Here is a 19,399-nt window from a genome sequence, read left to right on the forward strand (position 1 = left end):
GGAAGAAAACAGATGAGTGGGCTTTTTGATTTGACGGGGCGGGTTGCCCTGGTGACGGGGTCGAGCCGGGGGATCGGCAACGCGCTGGCGCGGGCACTGGCCGTTGCGGGTGCGACGGTGGTGTTGAACGGGGTCAATGCCGAGCGGTTGAAGGCGGCTGAGGTGGCGTTGGCTGCGGATTTCGGTCCGGGCCGGGTGCACAGTGTCGCGTTTGATGTCACGAGTGATGCCGAGGCCGCCCGTGGGATTGCGTGGGTGGAGGAGCATGTGGGGCCTTTGCAGATCCTTGTGAATAACGCCGGGATCCAGCACCGGGTGCCGATGCTGGAGTTGGACGTCGCCGACTGGGAGCGGGTCATCAAAACGGACCTGACCAGCGCGTTCCTGGTGGGCCGGGAAGCGGCCCGGCACATGATCCCGCGGGGCAGGGGCAAGATCATTAACATCTGCTCGGTGCAGACGGACCTGGCCCGGCCCACGATCGCCCCGTATGTGGCGGCAAAGGGCGGGCTGCGGAACCTGACCCGGGCGATGACGGCCGAGTGGGCAGCCTCCGGGTTGCAGATCAACGGGATCGCCCCGGGCTACATCCATACGGAGATGACGCAGAACCTGGTGGACGATGAGCAGTTCAACTCCTGGATCCTGGGCCGGACCCCGGCGGCCCGGTGGGGGACCGTGCAGGACCTGGCCGGTCCGGCGGTGTGGCTGGCCTCGGACGGGTCGGACTTCGTGAACGGGCAGACAATCTTTATCGACGGCGGAATGACGGTGGTGGTCTGATGGGTGCTTTTCAGGCGGGTGTGTCAGCAGTGGCAGCAGCAGCGGCGGGGAAGACGGGTTCTTCAGCGGTGCCGGAAACAGAAGTAAGTGCATTGCCGGTCTCGGGTCCGGCTGTGGTGGCGTACGCGGCGGGGGATTTGCGGATCGAGGACGTGCCCCTGGCCGTACCTGGCCCGGATGAGGCCGTCGTCGAGGTTGCCTACGGCGGGGTCTGCGGGTCGGACCTGCATTACTGGCTGCACGGTGCGGCGGGGGAATCGATCCTGAAGGCCCCCCTGGTGTTGGGCCATGAGATTTCCGGGACCGTGGTGGTGGCCGCTGCGGACGGCACCGGGCCCGCGGCGGGCACCCCGGTGGCGGTCCATCCCGCGACGCCCGGCCCGGGTGCCGGGGACATCAGGTATCCGGCGGACCGGCCCAACCTGTCCCCGGGCTGCACGTACCTGGGGTCCGCCGCGAGGTTCCCGCATACCGACGGGGCGTTCGCCCGCTTCGTGAACCTGCCCGCCCGGATGCTGCGGGAACTCCCCAGGTCCCTGGACCTGCGCACCGCGGCACTGATCGAGCCTGCGTCGGTGGCCTGGCACGCGGTGGCCCGGGCCGGGGACGTGGCCGGCAAGACGGCTTTGGTGATCGGGTCCGGCCCGATCGGTGCCCTGGCCATCGCGGTCCTCAAACGTGCCGGCGCTGCCCGGATCACCGCGGTGGACATGCACGCCAAACCGTTGGAGATCGCCGCGGCGGTCGGCGCGGACCAGGTCCTGCAGGCCGGTGACGCCGAGGGCATCGCGGCCGTGCAGGCCGACGTCGTGATCGAATCCTCGGGAAGCCACCACGGCCTGGCCTCAGCCATTCAGGGTGCGGCCCGCGGCGGGACCGTGGTCATGGTCGGGCTGCTGCCCACCGGACCGCAGCCGGTCCTCATCTCGCTGGCCATCACCCGGGAACTGAACCTGAAAGGCTCGTTCCGCTTCAACAACGAAATCGATGACGTCATCACCGCCCTCGCCGACGGCACGCTGCACATCGGCCCCGTCATCACCCACGAATACCCGCTCAGCCAGGGACTCGAAGCCTTCGCCACCGCCAAAAACTCCGCCGAATCCGGCAAAGTCCTGCTCAACTTCCGGCCCGAATAAGCCAGGTTCGGTGTGCCGTCCCGGTAAATCCGGGAGTTCCTGTCAGGACCGCGTCCCTGGCAGCTACCCGATCAGCAGGCTCAGCGCCTCCGTAAGGTGCTCCACCTCGCGGACGGAGAACCCTGCAGGCACAGGCCCGGGGCCGTTGTGGCTGGCCGGAACCACGGCGTGGGTAAAGCCGAGACGATGGGCTTCCTGGATCCGCTGGTTGATGCCGGGCACTGGCCGCACCTCGCCCGCCAGGCCCACCTCACCGAAGGCAATCAGCCTGATGGGCAGCGGCTTGCGGGCCTTGGCCGACGCGACGGCAAGGGCAACCGCCAGATCGGTGGCGGGTTCGCTGAGCTTCACGCCGCCCACCGTGGCCACGTAAGAATCGTCCTTGTGCAACAGGCACCCGGCGCGCTGCTGCAGGACGGCGAGCAGCATGGAAACCCGCGAGCTGTCCAGGCCGCTGGTGGCACGGCGCGGCTGCGAATTGGGGCTCTCGGCCAGCAGGGACTGCACTTCAGCCAGCAGCGGCCGCCGGCCTTCCATGGTCACGGTGATGCACGTGCCGGACACGGGCTCCTTCGTTCGGCTGACGAACAGCCCGCTGGGATCGGTGAGGCCTTCGATGCCGTTCTCGTTCAGGTCGAAACAGCCGACATCGTCCGTAGGTCCGTAGCGGTTCTTCACCGCGCGCAGCATGCGGAGCCGGGAATGGCGTTCGCCTTCGAACTGGCACACCACATCCACCAGGTGCTCGAGCAGCCGCGGCCCGGCAATGGACCCGTCCTTGGTCACATGGCCCACCAGCAGTGTGGTCATGTTGCGCCGCTTGGCCGCCGCGATGATGGAGGCCGCCACTTCACGAACCTGCGACACGCCGCCCGCGCTGCCGTCCACGTCCGCGCTGCTCAGGGTCTGGACCGAGTCCACAATCAGCAGGCGCGGCTCAATTTTTTCCACCTGTCCCAGTGCCTGGCCGAGGTCCGTTTCGGCTGACAGGTACAGGGAATCCGCGACGGCGTCGATCCGCTCCGCGCGCAGCTTCACCTGGGCGGCGGACTCCTCGCCCGTCACGTACAGGACGTCCTGCGCAGTCCGTGCGAATTTCGCGGCGACATCCAGCAGCAGCGTGGACTTGCCCACACCCGGCTCGCCGGCCAGCAGAATCACCGCGCCGGGGACCAGCCCGCCGCCCAGGACGCGGTCAAGCTCGTCCACGCCGGTGGGCAGGAAAGCCGCGGTGGTGGCGTCTACCTCGGCAATCCGCCGCGCCGGCTCGAGGACTGTAGTTGCCGCCGTCGTGCGCGCCACGGCCGCGCCGGTTTCCTCAACGCTGCCCCAGGCCTGGCACTCGCCGCAGCGCCCCACCCACTTGACCGTGGTCCAGCCGCATTCGGCGCACTTGTATGCGGGCGCTTTGGAAGCGCGGGAAGTCTTTGTTGCCATGGGTTCCACCCTACTTGCGGGCCCCGACATTCCCCGCCCGCTCCGTGACCTCGCAAGTCCCCGCCGGCTACCAGCCTTCGCAGGCTCAGGCCGGGGCCTCGCCGGTGCGGCCCAGGCCAGGGAGCCCTGCAGGCGTGGGCCCAGCCCGTCGCGCGTGCTTAGGTCGCTGGCGGGCTACAGGCCGGGCAGTATGTCCCGGGCCTCGCGCGAGTCCATCCCGGTGGCCTCCAAGAGGTCAACCATGAGCGGCCGGAACAGCATCACCACAGTCTCACCCTCCAGCCGCTGGACCTCCAGCAGCTTCGGATGCAGCCGCAGCGCAGTCTCGCTAAGTTCCAGCCGTGCCGTGCGCAGATGGGCGCGGCGGACGCCGTCGTGCGTCTCAGCGAGGCCCAGCGACAGTTCATCGATGGCCGCCGCGGTTTCTTCGAGGACGTCGGCGATGTTTTCGGTGGCCTCGTCGGACAGCGCCGCATGGTTGATGGCGCTGGTCAACCGCCGCGCGAAGACACGGCTGTTGCGGAGCGCCAGGTCAATGAAGTCAAGGGAGCTGTCCAGCCGGTCCAGCTCGTCCCGGTGCCGGCGGTAGGCGGGCGCCAGGGTGGCCACCTCGTTGGAGGCCCGCAGCGACTGGCGCATGCGGTCCACCAGGGGCTGGCAGTTGCGGCCCCGGATCAGGGCGTGCCAGGCCTGGGTGGAATCACTGTCCGTCAGGGCGGAGGCGCACTCGCGGAGCACCTCGGCGAGCTCGTGCAGGATCTTGCGGACGTCGTCGCGGGGCTCCCGGCGCGGGTCCTTCGGGATCAGGACCGTCACCAGCAGGGCGAACAGCCCGCCCACCACGGCGTCCAGGCTCCGGGTGAAAGGTCCGCCGGCGGGCGCCGGCAGCAGCACCACCAGCAGGGACTGCAGTCCCAGCTGTGTGGTGAAGATGGTGCCGCTGTCCAGGAAGCGAGCCAGCAGGATGGAAAAAAGAAGTACGACGGCGGCCTGCCAGATTCCGCTGCCCAGCCAGTGCAGGAGCAGATCACCAACAGCAATCCCGATGGTGCAGCCCAGGCCCACCTCCATAACGCGACGCAGGCGGGGATCACGCGAGAAGCCCAGGGCGATCAGTGATGACGTGGCCGCAAAAAGTGGACCGGAATGGCCCAGCACGTACTCGGCGAAGGCGTAGGCGCCCACCGCGCACGCCGTCATCTGGACTGCGGGGAGCAGCGAATTCCGGCTCCGGATCAGGCCTGTGCGGATTCGACCGCGCAGGAATCGCCTGCTTGCTGAAAGTCCTGCTGGTGCGGCCATGCCCTTCAGTCTATTTGCCGGGTGGCCCCTACGGCCGCAAGTGAGACCTGCGCAATGGCGACGCTACAGTTGTAAGGGAAAATGTCACTGCCGTTAATGTTCTGTTCACTTTCGGCAGCCAATCCCGTTACCTGCCGCCCCTAAATTCGATGAAGGTACAAAACGTACGCATCGCGCTGCAGGGCGTCTCCGGCCCTGTCCGCTACTGATTATCCCTGGAAGGGGTACACATCTAGTGAAGGCACTCCGTTTCGGCCGCCACGCGGCTATTGCTGTTATCGCGGCCGGCGCACTCGCGCTCACCGCCTGCGGTTCAGACAACGCCACCGGCAACACGCCTGCTGGCACCCAGGCTGCCAGCGGCCCCAAGGTCACCGGCACGCTGACCGGCATCGGCGCCTCCTCGACCGGCGCAGCCATGGACGCCTGGAAGGCCGGCTTTGCTTCCGCCAACTCCGGCGCGACCGTGCAGTACTCCCCGGACGGTTCCGGCGCAGGCCGCAAGGCCATCATCGACGGCTCGGCCCAGTTCGCCGGTTCCGACGCCTACCTCAAGGATGAAGAGCTGGCCAGTTCCAAGGCCCAGTGCGGTCCCGAAGGTGCCATCAACATCCCCGTCTACATCTCCCCGATCGCTGTGGCCTTCAACCTCCCCGGCGTCACCGACCTGAAGCTCGATGCCACCACCGTGGCCAAGATCTTCCGTGGCCAGATTGCTACCTGGAACGACCCGGCCATCGCCGCCCTGAACCCGGGCGTCACCCTCCCGGACACCAAGGTCACCCCGGTCAACCGCTCTGACGACTCCGGCACCACCACCAACTTCACCGAGTACCTGGCCGCTGCTGCGGCCGATGTCTGGACCGACAAGGCTTCCGGCGTGTGGCCCGCATCCCTCCAGGGCGAGAACGCCAAGGGCACCTCCGGCGTTGTCAAGACCGTCACCGACACCCCGGGTGCCGTGACCTACGCGGATGACTCCGCAGTCGGCGGCAAGCTCGGCACCGCTTCGATCAAGGTTGGCGAGGACTTCGTCAAGATTTCTGCCGACGCCGCAGCCAAGGCTGTCGAAGCCGGCAAGCCCGTCGAAGGCCGCTCCGCCAACGACGTCGCCATCAAGCTGGACCGCAAGACCACCGCGAAGGGCGCCTACCCGGTCGTCCTGGTTTCCTACCACGTTGTCTGCTCCGCCTACGACAAGCAGGAAACCGTTGACCTGGTCAAGGCCTTCGAAAGCTACGTAGTCTCCGACGCTGGCCAGAAGGCTGCTGCTGACTCCGCGAAGTCCGCGCCGCTCTCCTCGGCTCTCGCCGAGAAGGCCACCAAGGCCATCGAATCCATCAAGGTCAAGTCCTAGTACCTGTCCCTGAGACCATGTTCCCCGCCACGCCGAAAGGCGGGGCGGGGACTTGGCTTTGTAAGCTAGATTTTGGCACCACCCACAAACCGAAGGGTCTGGAATGACCGCCACCCCCCTGAGCAGTTCCCAGGGCGCAGGCCGCGCCGGGGATAAGATTTTTTCCGGCGCCGCCCTTGCCGCCGGGTGCCTCATCCTCGCCGTCCTGTTCGGCGTGGCCTTGTTCCTTGTTGTGCAGGCCATTCCGGCACTGACAGCCCCGGCCGCAGAAATCCAGGGCGGAGCAGGCTTCTTCGCCTACATCTGGCCGATTGTGATCGGCACCCTCATCGCCGCAGTCATCGCCCTGGTGATCGCCACGCCCGTCGCCATCGGCGTGGCCCTGTTCATCTCGCACTTCGCGCCGCGCGGGCTCGCCAACGGCCTGGGCTACGTGGTTGACCTCCTGGCAGCCATCCCGTCGGTCATCTACGGCGCCTGGGGTGCGGCCTTCCTCGCCAAGGAAATCTCCCCGGCGTACAACTGGCTGGCCGAGAACATGGGTTGGCTGCCCATTTTCCAGGGCCCGGCTTCGGCCACCGGCAAGACCATCCTCACCGCGGGCATTGTGCTCTCGGTGATGGTCCTGCCCATCATCACGTCTTTGACCCGTGAAATCTTCCTGCAGACCCCCAAGCTGCACGAGGAAGCCGCTCTGGCCCTCGGGGCCACGCGCTGGGAAATGATCAGGATGTCGGTCCTGCCATTCGCCCGGCCGGGCATCATCAGCGCCGTCATGCTTGGACTGGGTCGCGCGCTCGGCGAGACGATGGCCGTGGCGCTGGTGCTGTCTTCGGGAGCGCTGACCGCCAGCCTGATCACGTCCGGCAACCAGACCATTGCTGCCGAAATCGCGCTGAACTTCCCCGAGGCAAGCGGCCTCAAGGTAAGCACCCTGATCGCGGCCGGCCTGGTCCTGTTCCTCATCACGCTTGCCGTGAACATGATCGCCCGCTGGATCATCAGCCGGCACAAAGAATTCTCGGGAGCCAACTAGATGTCCTCCACTCTCACCCCGGTGCGCAGCAAGCGCTCCGCCCTCACCAAGGGCCAGCTTCCCGCGTTCGCGCCGTACGTTGTCCTGGCGGCCGCGCTCATCATCGGCGCCGCCATCCTGGCACTGATCGGCTTCAACACTTTCGGCTGGGGCATCGTCTCGGCCCTGCTCTTCGCCGTCGGCCTGGTCAGCTGGAGCGCCATGGTCGAAGGGTCCCGGAAGGCCAAAGACAAGCTGGCCACCTGCCTGGTGGTGGGTTCGTTCCTGATCGCCCTCCTCCCGCTGATCTCCGTGATCTGGACGGTGCTGGTCAACGGCCTTCCCGGCCTGATTGCTCCCGGCTTCCTCACCAACTCCATGAACGGCGTGACCGGCGTCTATGACAACAAGGCTGTGGAAGAAGGCGCCCCTGTTATCGGCGGCATCTACCATGCATTGATCGGCACCATCCAGATGACGGTGCTTGCCACCATCATCTCCGTGCCCGTCGGCCTGCTTACTGCCATTTACCTGGTGGAGTACGGCAACGACGGCCGGCTGGCCCGTGCCATCACGTTCTTCGTGGACGTCATGACCGGCATCCCGTCCATCGTGGCCGGCCTGTTCGCCGCCGCTTTCTTCTTTGCGGTGGTTGGGCCCGGCACAAAAACCGGCGCCGTCGCTGCCGTGGCCCTTTCCGTGCTCATGATCCCCGTGGTGGTGCGCTCCAGCGAGGAAATGCTGAAGATCGTCCCCAACGAGCTTCGCGAAGCAGCCTATGCGCTGGGCGTGCGGAAGTGGCGCACCATCGTGAAGGTGGTCATTCCGACGGCGATCTCCGGCATCGCGTCCGGCGTCACTCTCGCAATCGCACGCGTCATCGGCGAGACCGCCCCCATCCTGGTCACCGCAGGTTTTGCCACCAGCATCAACAACAACGTGTTCGGCGGCTGGATGGCCTCGCTGCCGACATTCATCTACACCCAGATCCTGAATCCCACATCGCCGGCCAACCCTGACCCGTCCTCGCAGCGGGCATGGGGCGCGGCCTTGGTGCTGATCATCCTGGTGATGATCCTGAACCTCGGCGCCCGCCTGATCGCCAGGATTTTTGCCCCCAAGACGGGCCGCTGAAAAAGTTTTCGGCAGGCCGTTCCGGTCCCCGCGACCAAACCCTAGACTTCAATCCGTACCCCCAGCAAGTGAAGGAACATCATGTCTAAGCGCATCGACGTCAAAGACCTGAACGTGTACTACGGCGATTTCCTCGCCGTGGAGGATGTCAGCATCGCCATCGAGGCCAAATCCGTGACGGCCTTCATCGGTCCCTCGGGTTGTGGCAAGTCCACCTTCCTGCGCACCCTGAACCGCATGCACGAAGTGCTGCCCGGAGCCCGCGTTGAAGGTGAAGTCCTCTTGGACGGCGACAACCTCTACGGAGCCGGCGTTGACCCCGTGACCGTCCGTTCGCAGATCGGCATGGTCTTCCAGCGGCCCAACCCGTTCCCCACCATGTCCATCCGGGACAACGTACTGGCGGGCGTGAAGCTGAACAACAAGAAGATCTCCAAGGGGGAAGCCGACGCGCTCGTGGAAAGCTCGCTGCAGGGCGCCAACCTTTGGAACGAGGTGAAGGACCGGCTGGAGAAGCCGGGTTCGGGCCTGTCAGGCGGCCAGCAGCAGCGCCTCTGCATCGCCCGTGCCATCGCCGTGCAGCCGCAGGTGATCCTCATGGACGAGCCATGCTCGGCACTGGATCCGATCTCCACGCTGGCCATTGAAGACCTCATCAATGAGCTCAAGGACCAGTACACCGTGGTGATCGTGACGCACAACATGCAGCAGGCCGCCCGCGTCTCGGACAAGACAGCGTTCTTCAACATCGCCGGAACCGGCAAGCCGGGCAAGCTGATCGAATACGGGAACACCCAGAACATCTTCAGCAACCCCACGGTGAAGGCGACCGAAGACTACGTTTCCGGCCGCTTCGGGTAATCCCCAGGCTCGCAAGTCCCCACCGGCTCCCAGCCTTCGCAAGCTCAGGCCGGGGCCCTCGCCGGTGTGGCCCCAGGCCCGGGAACCCTCGCGGTGTGGGCCCATCCACCGCCTCCCTAACCTCATCGACTGCTCCGGCAGGGCCCTTTTGACAGCTCAGAAGGGCGCTGCTGGAGCAGTCGATTGTGGTTTAACGGGGCGTGAGGCTGGTCTAAACGCCGGTCAGCGGTGACAGTGCCAGGGCAAAGACAAAGGCCACGGCAGCGGCCGCTACCGGCGTGATGACCCACAGCCCGAGGATCTCCAGGACGAGTTTCCGGTTGGTCACCGAGAAATGCTGGTTTTCGCCCGCACCCAGCGCGGAGGCCGTGACAGTGTGGGTCGTGGACACGGGCCACTGCAACGCAATGGCCCCAACGAGCAGCATCAAGGCGCTGAATGTCTGGGACACGGAACCCCGCAGCGGGTCGATCCGGGTGATCCTGTAGGCCAGGGTGTACGAGATCCGCCAGCCGCCGCACAGGGTCCCGATGGCCATCATAACGGCGGAGAACAGCGCCACCCACAGGGGGATGCTGCCGCCGTCGGCATAACCTGCCGCGGCAAGTGCCAGCAGCAGCACGGCGCCCACCCGCTGCCCGTCCTGCAGCCCGTGGCCGAACGCGACAGCGCCGGCCGCGATGGCCTGGCTGCGGCGGAAGCGCTGGTTGATGACATTGGGCTGGGCATGGCGTGCTGCCCAACTCGTCGGGAAAACCAGCAGGTAGGCGCCCACGTAGGCGACGATCGGCGAGAGCAGCAGCGGCAGTATCACCTGGACCAGCAAGGACCTGTCAACGCCCCCTACGCCCAGCCCGCCCACGGCGAGACTGGCGAGCCCGGCGCCGGCCAGCCCGCCCACCAGGGCGTGTGTGGAGGACGCGGGGATGCCCCGCCACCACATCAGCAGGCCCCAGGCGCAGGCACTGCCCACACCCGCCAGGAGGATACCCAGGCCGCTGGTCCCCGCCGGCAGATGAATCCACGTGTGGCTGATGGCCACCACCACGCTGGCGCTGAGCAGGGCGCCCACGAGGTTGAAGAAGGCAGCCAGCAGCACAGCTACCGACGGGGTGAGGGCACGGGTCCGGACGGCGAGCGCTACGGCGGTGGAGACGTCCCTGAAGCCATTGAGAAAGGCGAACGCCGCGGTCAGCAGGACCACGGCGCCGAATATCACTGCTGTCACGTCAGGATTCCTTGACGATGATGCTGCCTACCTGGGTGGCGATGCGGCGCATGTCTTTGGTGACTTCCACCAGCTGGTTCGCGACATCGCGGTTGCGTGAATACTGCGCCCACTTCATGTCCCGGATCATGTCCGCCACCCAGACGCGGTGCGTCCGCTCTGCGCGTTGGGCCAGCCTGAGGATCTCGATCCAGTAGTCCTCAAGGTCATCGAGATTGTTAAGCCGGCGCATGGCATCCACGGTGAGCTCGGCCTGGCGGCTGATGACCTCCAGTTGGTCCGCGGCACGCTTGGGCAACCGGTCCAGCTTGTAGAGGGAAACGAGTTCGGCGGCACCGTCCAGCTTTTCGAGGGCCTCGTTGAGGTAGCGGGACAGGGCGTACATGTCTTCGCGGGGGAGTGGATTTACGAAGCTCGTGCGCATGTGCGTGAGCAGGGCGAAGTGCAGCTGGGCGGATTTCGCCTCGTGGTTGTGCATGTCGTTCACGAGTCTGGCGTGCTCACCGGCGGGAACGCCCAGGATCTCGGCCATGGTGGCACTGGCATGCACGATTTGCTGGGCCATTTGGGATAACAGAACCAGCCCGGCGGGCTCCTGGGGGAAAAGGCGCAGCTTCACGTTGGGTTCGGTCTCCGGGCGTTGGAGTGGGTCTAGGGGCCGCCCACTGTGACTTGACGCAGGCCTGCAACTGGACTTGAGTCTACCGGGCGTCAGCCTGCGGCCTGTAAACAGGCAGGAAAATGGTGCCGAACCGGATACGCCTCTCGGCGGTAGGCCGCTCTAGGCGGCTAAATGTTGAAGCCCGGGGGTTTCGCGGCTCGGCACCAGTTTTAGTGTTCTACGTTGCCCGGCCCAAGTCAACATTGACAGATCGGGCGTCCTGTTTAGTCGAGTTCGCCCAGACGCCAGGCATTCGCAGCGTGTTCAAGATCCTCGGCCGTCTTCACGAGCTGATGCGAGTTGCGCGTGAGCTTGCTCGCATGGGCCTCATTGCCGTGTTCGGCGCCGTCGGCGAGGGTCGCCTGGCCGAGCGCAACCACACGGCAGAAAGCGGCGGAACGTTCCAGCGCGACGTCGAACTCGCCGTCGAACGCGCCGGAAAGTATGGCGTCCGCCAGGGTCCGCATTTCATCGGCCCCCGGTGGCTCGGCGGCGCCGGCCACCACGTTGGAGACCTGTGCAGTGTCCTTGCCCGCACGGAAGTAAACGGAGATGCGCTCCGGGTCCTGGACGGTGGCCGCGCGGAGCGCGTACAGCCGCCATAGCGCACCGGGCAAGGACCGCGCCGGACTTTCGGCCCACATCTCGGCGATGGCTTCCAGGCCCTGTTCGTCCGTCAGCTTGACCAGCCGGTCGGTGATGACGGGATCGTCGCTGTCACGTCCGTGGCGCACCAGGGCCTGGGCGGCGAGGTGAGCGGCTTCGGAGACTCGCGCGGGGTCCGGGCCTCCGGCGAACGGCTCAAAGTCGATGGGCGCGAACGGCTTCGGTTTGTGATGCCGGTTGGCGCCGCCGTAATGACTGGGTCCTGCTTGCTCGCTCATGCCCCAACGCTACTCCTGTGTCGCCGGGGAAATCGAGTGCTCAGTGGAAGCCGAGCACTCGGGCCGGGCCCTCAAATCCTGCGGAAAAAGGGATGTACGACGACGGCACGCGCCTTTCGTGTCAAAGCGGCCCCGCGCGTGGGGTAAAGTATTTATCGTCCAGAAATGGACTGGGCTGATCGGTCACTTGACCGTCGGCTGGGGCCTTTAGCTCAGTTGGTAGAGCATCGGACTTTTAATCCGTGGGTCGTGGGTTCGATCCCCACAGGGCCCACCCACGCAGCAAGTCAGGAGCAAAATGCCCCTGACTTGCTGCACTTAAGCGCTCAGCTGAGCGACAGCACGAGGTACAGCAGCGCTAGGGCAAGCGCCGCCGGAGTCATGGTGAGGCGCTCGGGCCGGCTGCGCGAGATCCCGTTCATGACGACACCCAAGGCGAAGTAGGCAGTGAGGACCCATGCGGTCACGTCCGTAAAAGATTCGCTGATGACCGGACCCGTAAGCCCGGCCCTCGCCAGGGCGATGTAAGCGAAGACTCCGTACAGGACGATGGAGACTCCGCTGCCCAGCCGTAGCTTGGGTGGAAGGACCTTGTGCTGGCCGCCCCAGGCCAGACGGCCGAGGGGAGCGCCCGCAATAAGTGCTATCTGGAAGATGGCCAGGGCGGCGAGGACCGCCGCGACCACGAACGCACAAACTTGAACCATCGTTGTCCCCCATGAGCCGAGCGGCTGCTTTAGTGTTCGAAGTGGGTGCGCGGCGCGCCGCCGGGCAACTTCTCCAGAATACCCTCCGCGACCTTGCGCAGCTTGAGGTTCCGGTGGCTCGACGCCTTGGCGATGATGGCAATCGCCTCGTCGTAGGAACACCTGTTCTGCGCCATGATCACTCCACAGGCGATATCGATGGAGGTCCGGCTTTCGAGCGCGGACTGCAGGTCGGACGCCCTGGTGCTTGTGGATTGCAGCTCGAGCACCAGCCTGAGGCCCCGCGCTGCGAGGTCCGCGAAACCGTGGGCCCCGGCGATTACAGGAAGCGGGAAGGCCTGGGCAGCAGGGGCGAAGAAGGCGAGGGCCGCAGTGGCACCCTCATCCAGCCGGAGGCGCACGCCAAGGACGCTGTGAAATCCAGCAGCCTGAAGGTGTGGCCGGTAGCGCGACCAGCGGAAATCGGATGAAACGTGGTTCATGGCCACGGTGCCGTTGCCGGTGAGCGCTTCCGTCAGGGGTCCTTCACGCACCTCCTGCTCCAGCCGGGCCAACTCGGCAGTCTGCGCGTTGGTGCCGGCTGTGGCCGGGCCGTTCTTTGCCCTGTTGAGGAGCGTGCCGCATTCGACCGGGGAGTCCATGAGCCTGCTGAGGGTGGCAGACGCCGTCCGGGTCAGGATTTCGAGCGAGTCAGCGAGGGTTGTCGCTCCGGTGGCCAAATCGGGGATGAAACCGTCTGGGCCGGTGCTGGCCGTTCCGGCAGCGGAAGGTGACGGCGGCTGGCCGGGAAGCGCGGCAGGACGCCCGGCCGCGTGCTGTTGGCCCTGGCGCGGCTGCGCCGGACGCCTGCCCGAAGGCGCGTGTGACGCGGAAACCTGCGATGTTGAATACTTCATGGCCGACTCCCACAGTGCCGGCTCCCATGGCACCGACCAATCGGCTGTCCGTGCACGTGAATGGTGGAGAACCAAGGTGAAAGCGGCAAGAATGCAGCGGTCAGAGGGCCGGCGACGGCTGGGGGAGAGGCCTTGGTCTCGAAGACCTCCTCGTCGCCGGCCCCGCTCACTTCCCGGGCCCCTACGGGCGGGAAAACGTGGCTGCTAAGTCCTGTATTCATTCCTTCTCACACCCCCTAGTGAGACATCCAACCCCTGAGACAACGAGTCTTTGGCTCTAGATCGAAGGTAGTTGGGGCGTGGCCCAGGTGAACGCGTAATCGGTACTCGTGTTTGAGATTAGGTAGTACTTGGTTTTGCGGGTCTCTACTCGGATCAGTGCTGAAAAACTCAGCCTTCTCATGACGTATGAAGCCGGGGATGGGAAGATAAGCACCATGGAACTGCACATCACCGGGGACCCCGCTGCCGACCAACTGCTCACTGATGATGCGTTTGCGCTACTGACGGGGATGCTGCTGGACCAGCAGGTAACCATGGAATCCGCCTTCGCAGGGCCGGAGAAGATCCGGTCACGCATCGGCTCCATCGATCCGGCAGCCGTAGCCGCTTACGAGCCGGAGGCGTTCGTCGAAGTGTTCAAGGAAAGGCCGGCAGTCCACCGGTTCCCCGGCTCGATGGCGGCGCGGGTCCAGGCCCTCGCGGAGACGGTCCGGCGCGACTGGAACGGTGACGCCACGCAGATTTGGACTCAGGGCGGTCCCGGCGGCAAGGAAGTACTGCGACGCCTGCAGGCCTTGCCCGGTTTCGGGGAGCAAAAGGCGAAGATCTTCCTTGCGCTCCTGGGCAAGCAGTGCGGGCTGAGTGCACCGGGCTGGCGAGAGGCGGCCGGGCATTATGGCCAGGAAGATGCCTTCCTTTCGGTCGCAGACATCGTGGATCCTGAGTCCCTCGTCAAGGTGCGGGCCAGCAAGCAGGCAGCGAAGGCAGCGGCGAAGAAAATCCAGGAATAGGCGCTGGGACGGGAATACGCGCCTTAAGGACCAGGGAACCTCCGCGCGCGAACCGGTCCGGCAAAGTCGCTGCCCTGCCAGGCTGCCCTGGTAAACCGTGTCCTCCTGCAATAATCGGTACCGACAGTTGTCCGGGAGCGAGGAAGCCCCCGGTCGAACAGGACGCAATGTAAGTTCGGGCCCATCACACCAGACGAGGCGGACATCCATGAAGGCTCCAGACCAGCAGTACGCTCAGTTCTCCGGAACCCCGGCTCCGCCAGGCGCCGGTGAAGCAGCAGGTCATGCTCATGTGGACCAGGACCTCCTCCAGCGCCTGGCCGATGCGCGCGGGGTGGGCACGTCATTCCACGGCTGGGACGGGCTGCCGTACAGCGTCGCTCCCGAGACCCTGGTGAAAGTCCTGGCTGCGTTGGGCGTCCGGGCCCACACGAACGAACTGATCGAAGCCGCCCTGGCCGAGGCCGAACTGGCGCCGTGGCGGCGGATGCTGCCGCCCGCCGTCGTGGTTCAAGAGGGCGACGCCCGGCTGGTTCCGGTCCACGTCCCGGACGGTGCCACCGCTCGTTTGACTGTGCTGCTGGAAGCGGGCGCAGGCGAGCCCGTGGAGGCGGTCCAGCAGGATGTCTGGGTCACGCCGCAGGATGTGGACGGCGTGCCCACCGGCCGGGCCACTTTCGCCGTGCCGGAGGGGCTGCCGCTTGGCTGGCACACGCTGCATGCCGAGTCCGACGGCGTCACAGCCGAGTGTGCGCTGGTGGTGGTTCCGGCGCGGCTCACCACCGCCGATTCCTTGGTGGAGCGCCGCGGCTGGGGACTGGCCACGCAGCTGTACTCCGTGCGGTCGAAGCGGTCCTGGGGCATCGGCGACTTCGCCGACCTGGCGGACCTGGCAACGCTTAGCGGTGAACGGGGCGCGGACTACGTCCTGGTCAACCCACTGCACGCGGCGGAGCCCGTACCGCCGGTCCAGCCCTCGCCGTACTCGCCGTCAACGCGGCGCTTTTTCAACCCGCTTTACATCCGGGTGGAAGCCATCCCGGAACTGGCTTACCTCAGGCCGCGCAAACGCGCCACGATCGACAGGCTGCAGGAGCAGGTCCAGGGCCTGAACGCGGACGGGGAGCGGCTGGACCGGAACGCCGTGTTCGCGGCCAAGCTCCAGGCCCTGGAGCTGCTTTACCACGCACGGCGCTCGCCGGCCCGGCAGGCAGCGTTCGACGAATTTTGCCGGAGTTCCGGTACCGGCCTGGACGATTTTGCTCTCTGGTCCGCCATCCGCGAAGACCTGGCGGCGGAGGACCCGCTGTGGATGGACCCGGATTGCGCCCTGGGGTCGCCCGAGGCCGAGGCGCTGAGGGAAAAACTTGCGCACCGGATCGGTTTCCACCGCTGGCTGCAGTGGATCTGTGACGAGCAGCTCGAATACGCGCAGCAGGCCGCGCGCCGGGCAGGCATGCGGCTGGGCGTGGTGCATGATCTGGCCGTCGGCGTTGACCTGAGCAGTGCCGACGCCTGGACGCTTCGCGGTGTGCTGGCGCCGGGGATCAGCGTGGGCGCACCGCCGGACATGTACAACCAGCAGGGCCAGGACTGGAACCAGCCGCCCTGGCATCCCGCACGCCTGGCCGAGGCGGGCTACGCACCCTTCCGCAACATGCTCTCCACGGTCCTCCGGCACGCCGGCGGCATCCGGGTGGACCACGTCCTGGGACTGTTCCGCCTCTGGTGGGTGCCGGCCGGAAACTCGCCGCGGGACGGCGCCTACGTCAAGTATGATCACGACGCACTGATCGGCATCCTGGCGCTGGAGGCCCAGCGCGCCGGCGCCGTGGTGATCGGGGAGGACCTGGGAACGTTCGAACCGTGGGTGCGTGACTACCTTGCTGCCCGCGGCATTCTGGGGACGTCCATCCTGTGGTTCGAGAACGACGGCGACTCCCCACTGCCGCCGGAGCGTTACCGCACGCAGGCGCTCGCCAGCGTCAACACCCACGACCTTCCGCCCACCGCCGGCTACCTTGCGGGCGATCACGTGGCGCTCCGCAGCAGGCTGGGGCTGCTGGAACGATCCGAAGCCGAAGAGCGGGCCGACCATGTGGCCACGCTTGAGAAGATGATGGGGTTGCTGCGCGAACGCGGGCTGCTGCCTGAAGGCGGCCAGACTCCCGCTGTCGCTCCCGCCAGCGTCGGCACTCAAGCGAGCCCCGGCACTCACGCTGACGAGGAGCGCACCATTGAGGCGCTGCACCGCCTCCTCGCCCAGACACCGTCGGTGTTGCTCGGCGTCGCACTGGTTGACGCGGTGGGGGAGCGGCGCGTGCAGAACCAGCCGGGCACCACCGAAGCGCTGTATCCGAACTGGCAGGTTCCTCTGGGCGACCCCACCGGTAAGCCCGTGTTTATCGATGACCTTCCCGGCAACGCCAGGTTCAACTCGCTTTTGGCCGTTGTCTCGGAGTCATTACGCGGGTAGGGCTGGCGGGCTGCCCCGGGCGGGGCGACAATGTGAGCAACCGGCCGGAGAGTCCTCCGGCCGGTTCGCGGGAGGAAGCCGGTTCACGGGAGGAATCACATGAGCGACGGACCAGTCCTGGTGGTGGGCGGTACTGGCATGCTGGGCAGCCAGGTTGTCACGGAGCTGCTCGCGCGGGGCAGACAGGTACGCGCGCTGGTGCGGCCGGGCTCGGATGCGTCCCGCCTCGAAGCGGCCGGCGCCGAGGTTGCCCGCGGCGACATGATGGATCCGGCGTCGCTGGCGCGCGCCATGGACGGTGCCGACGCTGTAGTCACTTCGGCGGCCGGCTACACCAGGCACCGCAAGGGCGATACCAGCGAGACTGACATCGTGGGCAACACCAACCTCGTGGAGGCGGCCGGCCGCTCGGGGATCCGCCGGTTCGTCCTCACCAGCATCCTCACGTGCGACCAGACTCCGCAAGTGCCGCACTTCTGGCACAAGAAGCTTGCGGAGGACCGGCTGGAGAAACTAGGCGTGCCCTTCGTGGCCCTGCGTCCGGGTGCGTTCCTGGACCAGATCACCCGGTTCGGCGGCGACCCCATCAGCAAGGGGCGGCTCAGTTGGTTCGGGTCGGCGCGGATACCGCTGACGTTTGTGCACACCGCGCATCTGGCCCGTTATCTGGCCGCCGCCGTTGACGTCCCGGGGGTGGAGGGCAGACGCATCGACATCGGCTGGGACCGGCCGGTTAGCATGCAGGATATTGCGGATATCGCAGGCCGGCTCACCGGTAAGACCATCCGCGTCCGCTCGGTGCCCACTGGGCTACTGCGCGGGGCCGGCACTGTGCTGGCGCCGGTCAATCCGATGGCCAAGGACATGTCGGCCATGATCGATTGGTTCCAGACCGGCCGGTATGTAGCGGACACAACCCTCCAGCAGCAGTTCTTCGGCGAGCCACCCACTGCGGAGGACGCTGTCCGCCGGCTCGTTACCGGTCTTGGGCACGCTGTTCGCTGACGTCCCTGTCCGGGATGAGCTGCCGTCCGGGATGAGCTGAGCTGCCGTCCGGTATGAGCTGCGCCGAAGCAGGGTTGCCCAGCGCCAGGCGTTGGCCGTTCACCCTGCATGGACTACGCGGAGATGCCGACCCTGCGTGCCGGTTCCGTTTTCGACTCCGCATAGTGGGCCGGGCTACTCTTCCTGGCAGAAATGGACTAGCCGGCAATGAGCGGGTGCCCGGCGGGGTCGTCCCGGAAGGTGACAGGGCCGCCGTCGTGCTCAAACGGAATGTTTGCGCCGGGTGATGCCCCGCCCCGCCCCGTAGCTGACACGCCACATGCCTTTCAGCGCGGCCTTTGAACTATGCCCAACTGGAAGCGCTTGCACTGAATTCTCGGTCTTTTGAGACCGTGCCAAGAGGCTATTGAGCGCATACCATGAGGTTCGTGGCGGTTATCTTGCGAGACCTGGCGACGTTTCCGGAATGCATGCTGTTTGCTCCCGCCGGCGTGCCGAAAGGGGTTTGCGTTGTCACGCTCCGGACTGGGCTTTGATTCCACCGCCGATTCCGTTGCCGGGATCGCCGAGCGCCTGCGTTCCGCAGGGTGTGTCTTTGCTGAAGAGGAGGCCCGGCTGCTCATGGCCGCCGCGTCCTCTCCCGCTGATGTCAGTGCCACCGTGGAGCGGCGCATTGCGGGCAATCCGCTTGAGCACATTCTCGGCTGGGCAGAGTTTGGGGGCCTGCGGATTGAGCTCGACACCGGTGTCTTCGTTCCGCGTCGCCGCACCGAGCTACTGGTCAACGAGGCTGTTGCGCTGCTGTCGGACGTCTCGGCGGGGGAGTCCAAGGTCCGGCGGGGTAGGGCACGAATTTCGGCGCGGCCAGTCGGGCCTAGAGTCGTCGTTGATCTGTGCTGCGGATCCGGCGCAGCGGGTGCCGTGCTCGCGTCCCGGATGCCGGGGCTTGAACTGCATGCTGCGGACCTCGATCCTGCCGCTGTGGCGTGTGCGCGCCGTAACGTCGGCCGTGTGGGTGGAGTGGTTCACGAGGGCGATCTGTTCGATGCCCTCCCGAGGGTCATCAAGGGACGTGTCTCGGTACTGACAGCGAATGCCCCCTACGTCCCTACTGCCGAGATTTCCACCATGCCGCGCGAAGCACGTGATTTTGAGCCAATGCTGTCGCTCGACGGCGGCGCGGACGGCCTCGACCTTCATCGCCGCATTGCCGCTGGGGCCCGCGAGTGGCTGCGTGTTGGCGGGCATATCATCATCGAAACGAGTGAGCGGCAGGCCAAACGCACGGCATTGATCCTGGCGGCGGCGGGGTTCGTGGTCAGGACCGCCAGGTCGGCCGAGCTCGATGGCACCGTGGTTGTCGGCCGAGCTGGCTAGCTCTCGTATTCTGATCCATTTCGGACTGTAGCTGCGCACCTATTGGCTGATTCTCCGCATCACGGAAGCCGTTCGGCCGCCTATGGTTCAGCCGTATTTCAGGTGTTCGCGAAACGTCACGGCT

17 protein-coding genes and 1 tRNA gene are annotated in these 19,399 nt (G+C 66.2%); 11 read left to right on the plus strand and 7 right to left on the minus strand.

Annotation, left to right across the window (positions count from 1 at the left end):
• The first annotated feature begins 12 nt into the window (after positions 1-12).
• The gene (locus tag IAQ70_RS15330) at positions 13-783 is read left to right on the plus strand and encodes an SDR family oxidoreductase (protein ID WP_190990175.1); all 771 of its coding nucleotides are present in this window, start codon (positions 13-15) and stop codon (positions 781-783) included.
• A complete protein-coding gene (locus tag IAQ70_RS15335) occupies positions 783-1,922 on the plus strand; it encodes an L-idonate 5-dehydrogenase (protein ID WP_190990176.1) in 1,140 nt (379 codons plus the stop codon). The genes IAQ70_RS15330 and IAQ70_RS15335 overlap by 1 nt, the downstream gene beginning before the upstream one ends.
• Positions 1,923-1,985: 63 nt before the next feature.
• Here IAQ70_RS15335 and radA read toward each other — a convergent pair whose 3' ends face one another.
• Together radA and IAQ70_RS15345 are read right to left on the minus strand one after the other, a co-directional pair.
• Positions 1,986-3,359, minus strand: a complete 1,374-nt coding sequence (radA, locus tag IAQ70_RS15340) for a DNA repair protein RadA (protein ID WP_190990177.1) — start codon at positions 3,357-3,359, stop codon at positions 1,986-1,988.
• 174 nt (positions 3,360-3,533) lie between these two features.
• A complete protein-coding gene (locus tag IAQ70_RS15345) occupies positions 3,534-4,661 on the minus strand; it encodes an FUSC family protein (RefSeq protein WP_190990178.1) in 1,128 nt (375 codons plus the stop codon).
• 235 nt (positions 4,662-4,896) lie between these two features.
• On the opposite strand from IAQ70_RS15345, the gene pstS reads away from it, so the two are divergent.
• From pstS to pstB, 4 genes are all read left to right on the plus strand, one after another.
• On the plus strand, positions 4,897-6,018 hold the full coding sequence (gene pstS, locus IAQ70_RS15350) for a phosphate ABC transporter substrate-binding protein PstS (protein WP_190990179.1): 1,122 nt from the start codon (positions 4,897-4,899) through the stop codon (positions 6,016-6,018).
• Positions 6,019-6,121: 103 nt separating this feature from the next.
• The gene (gene pstC / locus IAQ70_RS15355) at positions 6,122-7,054 is read left to right on the plus strand and encodes a phosphate ABC transporter permease subunit PstC (protein WP_190990180.1); all 933 of its coding nucleotides are present in this window, start codon (positions 6,122-6,124) and stop codon (positions 7,052-7,054) included.
• Entirely contained in the window at positions 7,055-8,167 is a 1,113-nt protein-coding gene (pstA, locus tag IAQ70_RS15360) for a phosphate ABC transporter permease PstA (RefSeq protein WP_190990181.1), read from the plus strand.
• Positions 8,168-8,248: 81 nt separating this feature from the next.
• A complete protein-coding gene (gene pstB / locus IAQ70_RS15365; RefSeq protein ID WP_190990182.1) occupies positions 8,249-9,028 on the plus strand; it encodes a phosphate ABC transporter ATP-binding protein PstB in 780 nt (259 codons plus the stop codon).
• Between the two features lie 211 nt (positions 9,029-9,239).
• On the opposite strand, the gene IAQ70_RS15370 is transcribed toward pstB, so the two are convergent.
• From IAQ70_RS15370 to IAQ70_RS15380, 3 genes are all read right to left on the minus strand, one after another.
• Positions 9,240-10,256 (minus strand): inorganic phosphate transporter, encoded by a 1,017-nt coding sequence (locus IAQ70_RS15370; RefSeq protein ID WP_190990183.1) that lies wholly within the window; start codon positions 10,254-10,256, stop codon positions 9,240-9,242.
• A gap of 1 nt (position 10,257) precedes the next feature.
• Positions 10,258-10,875: a DUF47 domain-containing protein gene (locus IAQ70_RS15375; protein ID WP_190990184.1), complete on the minus strand. Its 618-nt coding sequence runs from the start codon at positions 10,873-10,875 to the stop codon at positions 10,258-10,260.
• A 266-nt stretch (positions 10,876-11,141) separates the two neighbouring features.
• Positions 11,142-11,801 (minus strand): hypothetical protein, encoded by a 660-nt coding sequence (locus IAQ70_RS15380; RefSeq protein WP_190990185.1) that lies wholly within the window; start codon positions 11,799-11,801, stop codon positions 11,142-11,144.
• A 201-nt stretch (positions 11,802-12,002) separates the two neighbouring features.
• On the opposite strand from IAQ70_RS15380, the gene IAQ70_RS15385 reads away from it, so the two are divergent.
• Positions 12,003-12,075: transfer RNA gene (locus IAQ70_RS15385), tRNA-Lys, on the plus strand.
• A gap of 52 nt (positions 12,076-12,127) precedes the next feature.
• Here the strand turns inward: IAQ70_RS15385 and IAQ70_RS15390 are convergent.
• On the minus strand, positions 12,128-12,508 hold the full coding sequence (locus tag IAQ70_RS15390; protein WP_190990186.1) for a hypothetical protein: 381 nt from the start codon (positions 12,506-12,508) through the stop codon (positions 12,128-12,130).
• A gap of 29 nt (positions 12,509-12,537) precedes the next feature.
• Positions 12,538-13,404 (minus strand): ANTAR domain-containing protein, encoded by an 867-nt coding sequence (locus tag IAQ70_RS15395; protein ID WP_190990187.1) that lies wholly within the window; start codon positions 13,402-13,404, stop codon positions 12,538-12,540.
• Between the two features lie 437 nt (positions 13,405-13,841).
• Here IAQ70_RS15395 and IAQ70_RS15400 point away from each other — a divergent pair, with 437 nt between their 5' ends.
• From IAQ70_RS15400 to IAQ70_RS15415, 4 genes are all read left to right on the plus strand, one after another.
• Positions 13,842-14,417 (plus strand): HhH-GPD-type base excision DNA repair protein, encoded by a 576-nt coding sequence (locus tag IAQ70_RS15400; RefSeq protein ID WP_190990188.1) that lies wholly within the window; start codon positions 13,842-13,844, stop codon positions 14,415-14,417.
• Between the two features lie 208 nt (positions 14,418-14,625).
• Positions 14,626-16,893, plus strand: a complete 2,268-nt coding sequence (malQ, locus tag IAQ70_RS15405) for a 4-alpha-glucanotransferase (protein ID WP_190990189.1) — start codon at positions 14,626-14,628, stop codon at positions 16,891-16,893.
• A gap of 99 nt (positions 16,894-16,992) precedes the next feature.
• Positions 16,993-17,898 carry an SDR family oxidoreductase gene (locus IAQ70_RS15410; RefSeq protein ID WP_190990190.1) on the plus strand — a complete coding sequence of 302 codons (906 nt, stop codon included), beginning with the start codon at positions 16,993-16,995 and terminating at the stop codon, positions 17,896-17,898.
• A gap of 510 nt (positions 17,899-18,408) precedes the next feature.
• Positions 18,409-19,275 (plus strand): putative protein N(5)-glutamine methyltransferase, encoded by an 867-nt coding sequence (locus IAQ70_RS15415; RefSeq protein ID WP_223860113.1) that lies wholly within the window; start codon positions 18,409-18,411, stop codon positions 19,273-19,275.
• Positions 19,276-19,399: the final 124 nt, after the last annotated feature.

The organism is Pseudarthrobacter sulfonivorans, assembly GCF_014712225.1.
Classification (GTDB): domain Bacteria; phylum Actinomycetota; class Actinomycetes; order Actinomycetales; family Micrococcaceae; genus Arthrobacter; species Arthrobacter sulfonivorans.

Excerpts from the sequence above, each read along its gene's own strand:
- IAQ70_RS15330 (WP_190990175.1), top strand. The coding sequence starts at position 13 with ATGAGTGGGCTTTTTGATTTGACGGGGCGGGTTGCCCTGGTGACGGGG.
- IAQ70_RS15335 (WP_190990176.1), top strand. The coding sequence starts at position 783 with ATGGGTGCTTTTCAGGCGGGTGTGTCAGCAGTGGCAGCAGCAGCGGCG.
- radA (WP_190990177.1), bottom strand. The coding sequence starts at position 3,359 with ATGGCAACAAAGACTTCCCGCGCTTCCAAAGCGCCCGCATACAAGTGC.
- IAQ70_RS15345 (WP_190990178.1), bottom strand. The coding sequence starts at position 4,661 with ATGGCCGCACCAGCAGGACTTTCAGCAAGCAGGCGATTCCTGCGCGGT.
- pstC (WP_190990180.1), top strand. The coding sequence starts at position 6,122 with ATGACCGCCACCCCCCTGAGCAGTTCCCAGGGCGCAGGCCGCGCCGGG.
- pstA (WP_190990181.1), top strand. The coding sequence starts at position 7,055 with ATGTCCTCCACTCTCACCCCGGTGCGCAGCAAGCGCTCCGCCCTCACC.
- pstB (WP_190990182.1), top strand. The coding sequence starts at position 8,249 with ATGTCTAAGCGCATCGACGTCAAAGACCTGAACGTGTACTACGGCGAT.
- IAQ70_RS15380 (WP_190990185.1), bottom strand. The coding sequence starts at position 11,801 with ATGAGCGAGCAAGCAGGACCCAGTCATTACGGCGGCGCCAACCGGCAT.
- IAQ70_RS15390 (WP_190990186.1), bottom strand. The coding sequence starts at position 12,508 with ATGGTTCAAGTTTGTGCGTTCGTGGTCGCGGCGGTCCTCGCCGCCCTG.
- IAQ70_RS15395 (WP_190990187.1), bottom strand. The coding sequence starts at position 13,404 with ATGAAGTATTCAACATCGCAGGTTTCCGCGTCACACGCGCCTTCGGGC.
- IAQ70_RS15400 (WP_190990188.1), top strand. The coding sequence starts at position 13,842 with ATGGAACTGCACATCACCGGGGACCCCGCTGCCGACCAACTGCTCACT.
- malQ (WP_190990189.1), top strand. The coding sequence starts at position 14,626 with ATGAAGGCTCCAGACCAGCAGTACGCTCAGTTCTCCGGAACCCCGGCT.
- IAQ70_RS15410 (WP_190990190.1), top strand. The coding sequence starts at position 16,993 with ATGAGCGACGGACCAGTCCTGGTGGTGGGCGGTACTGGCATGCTGGGC.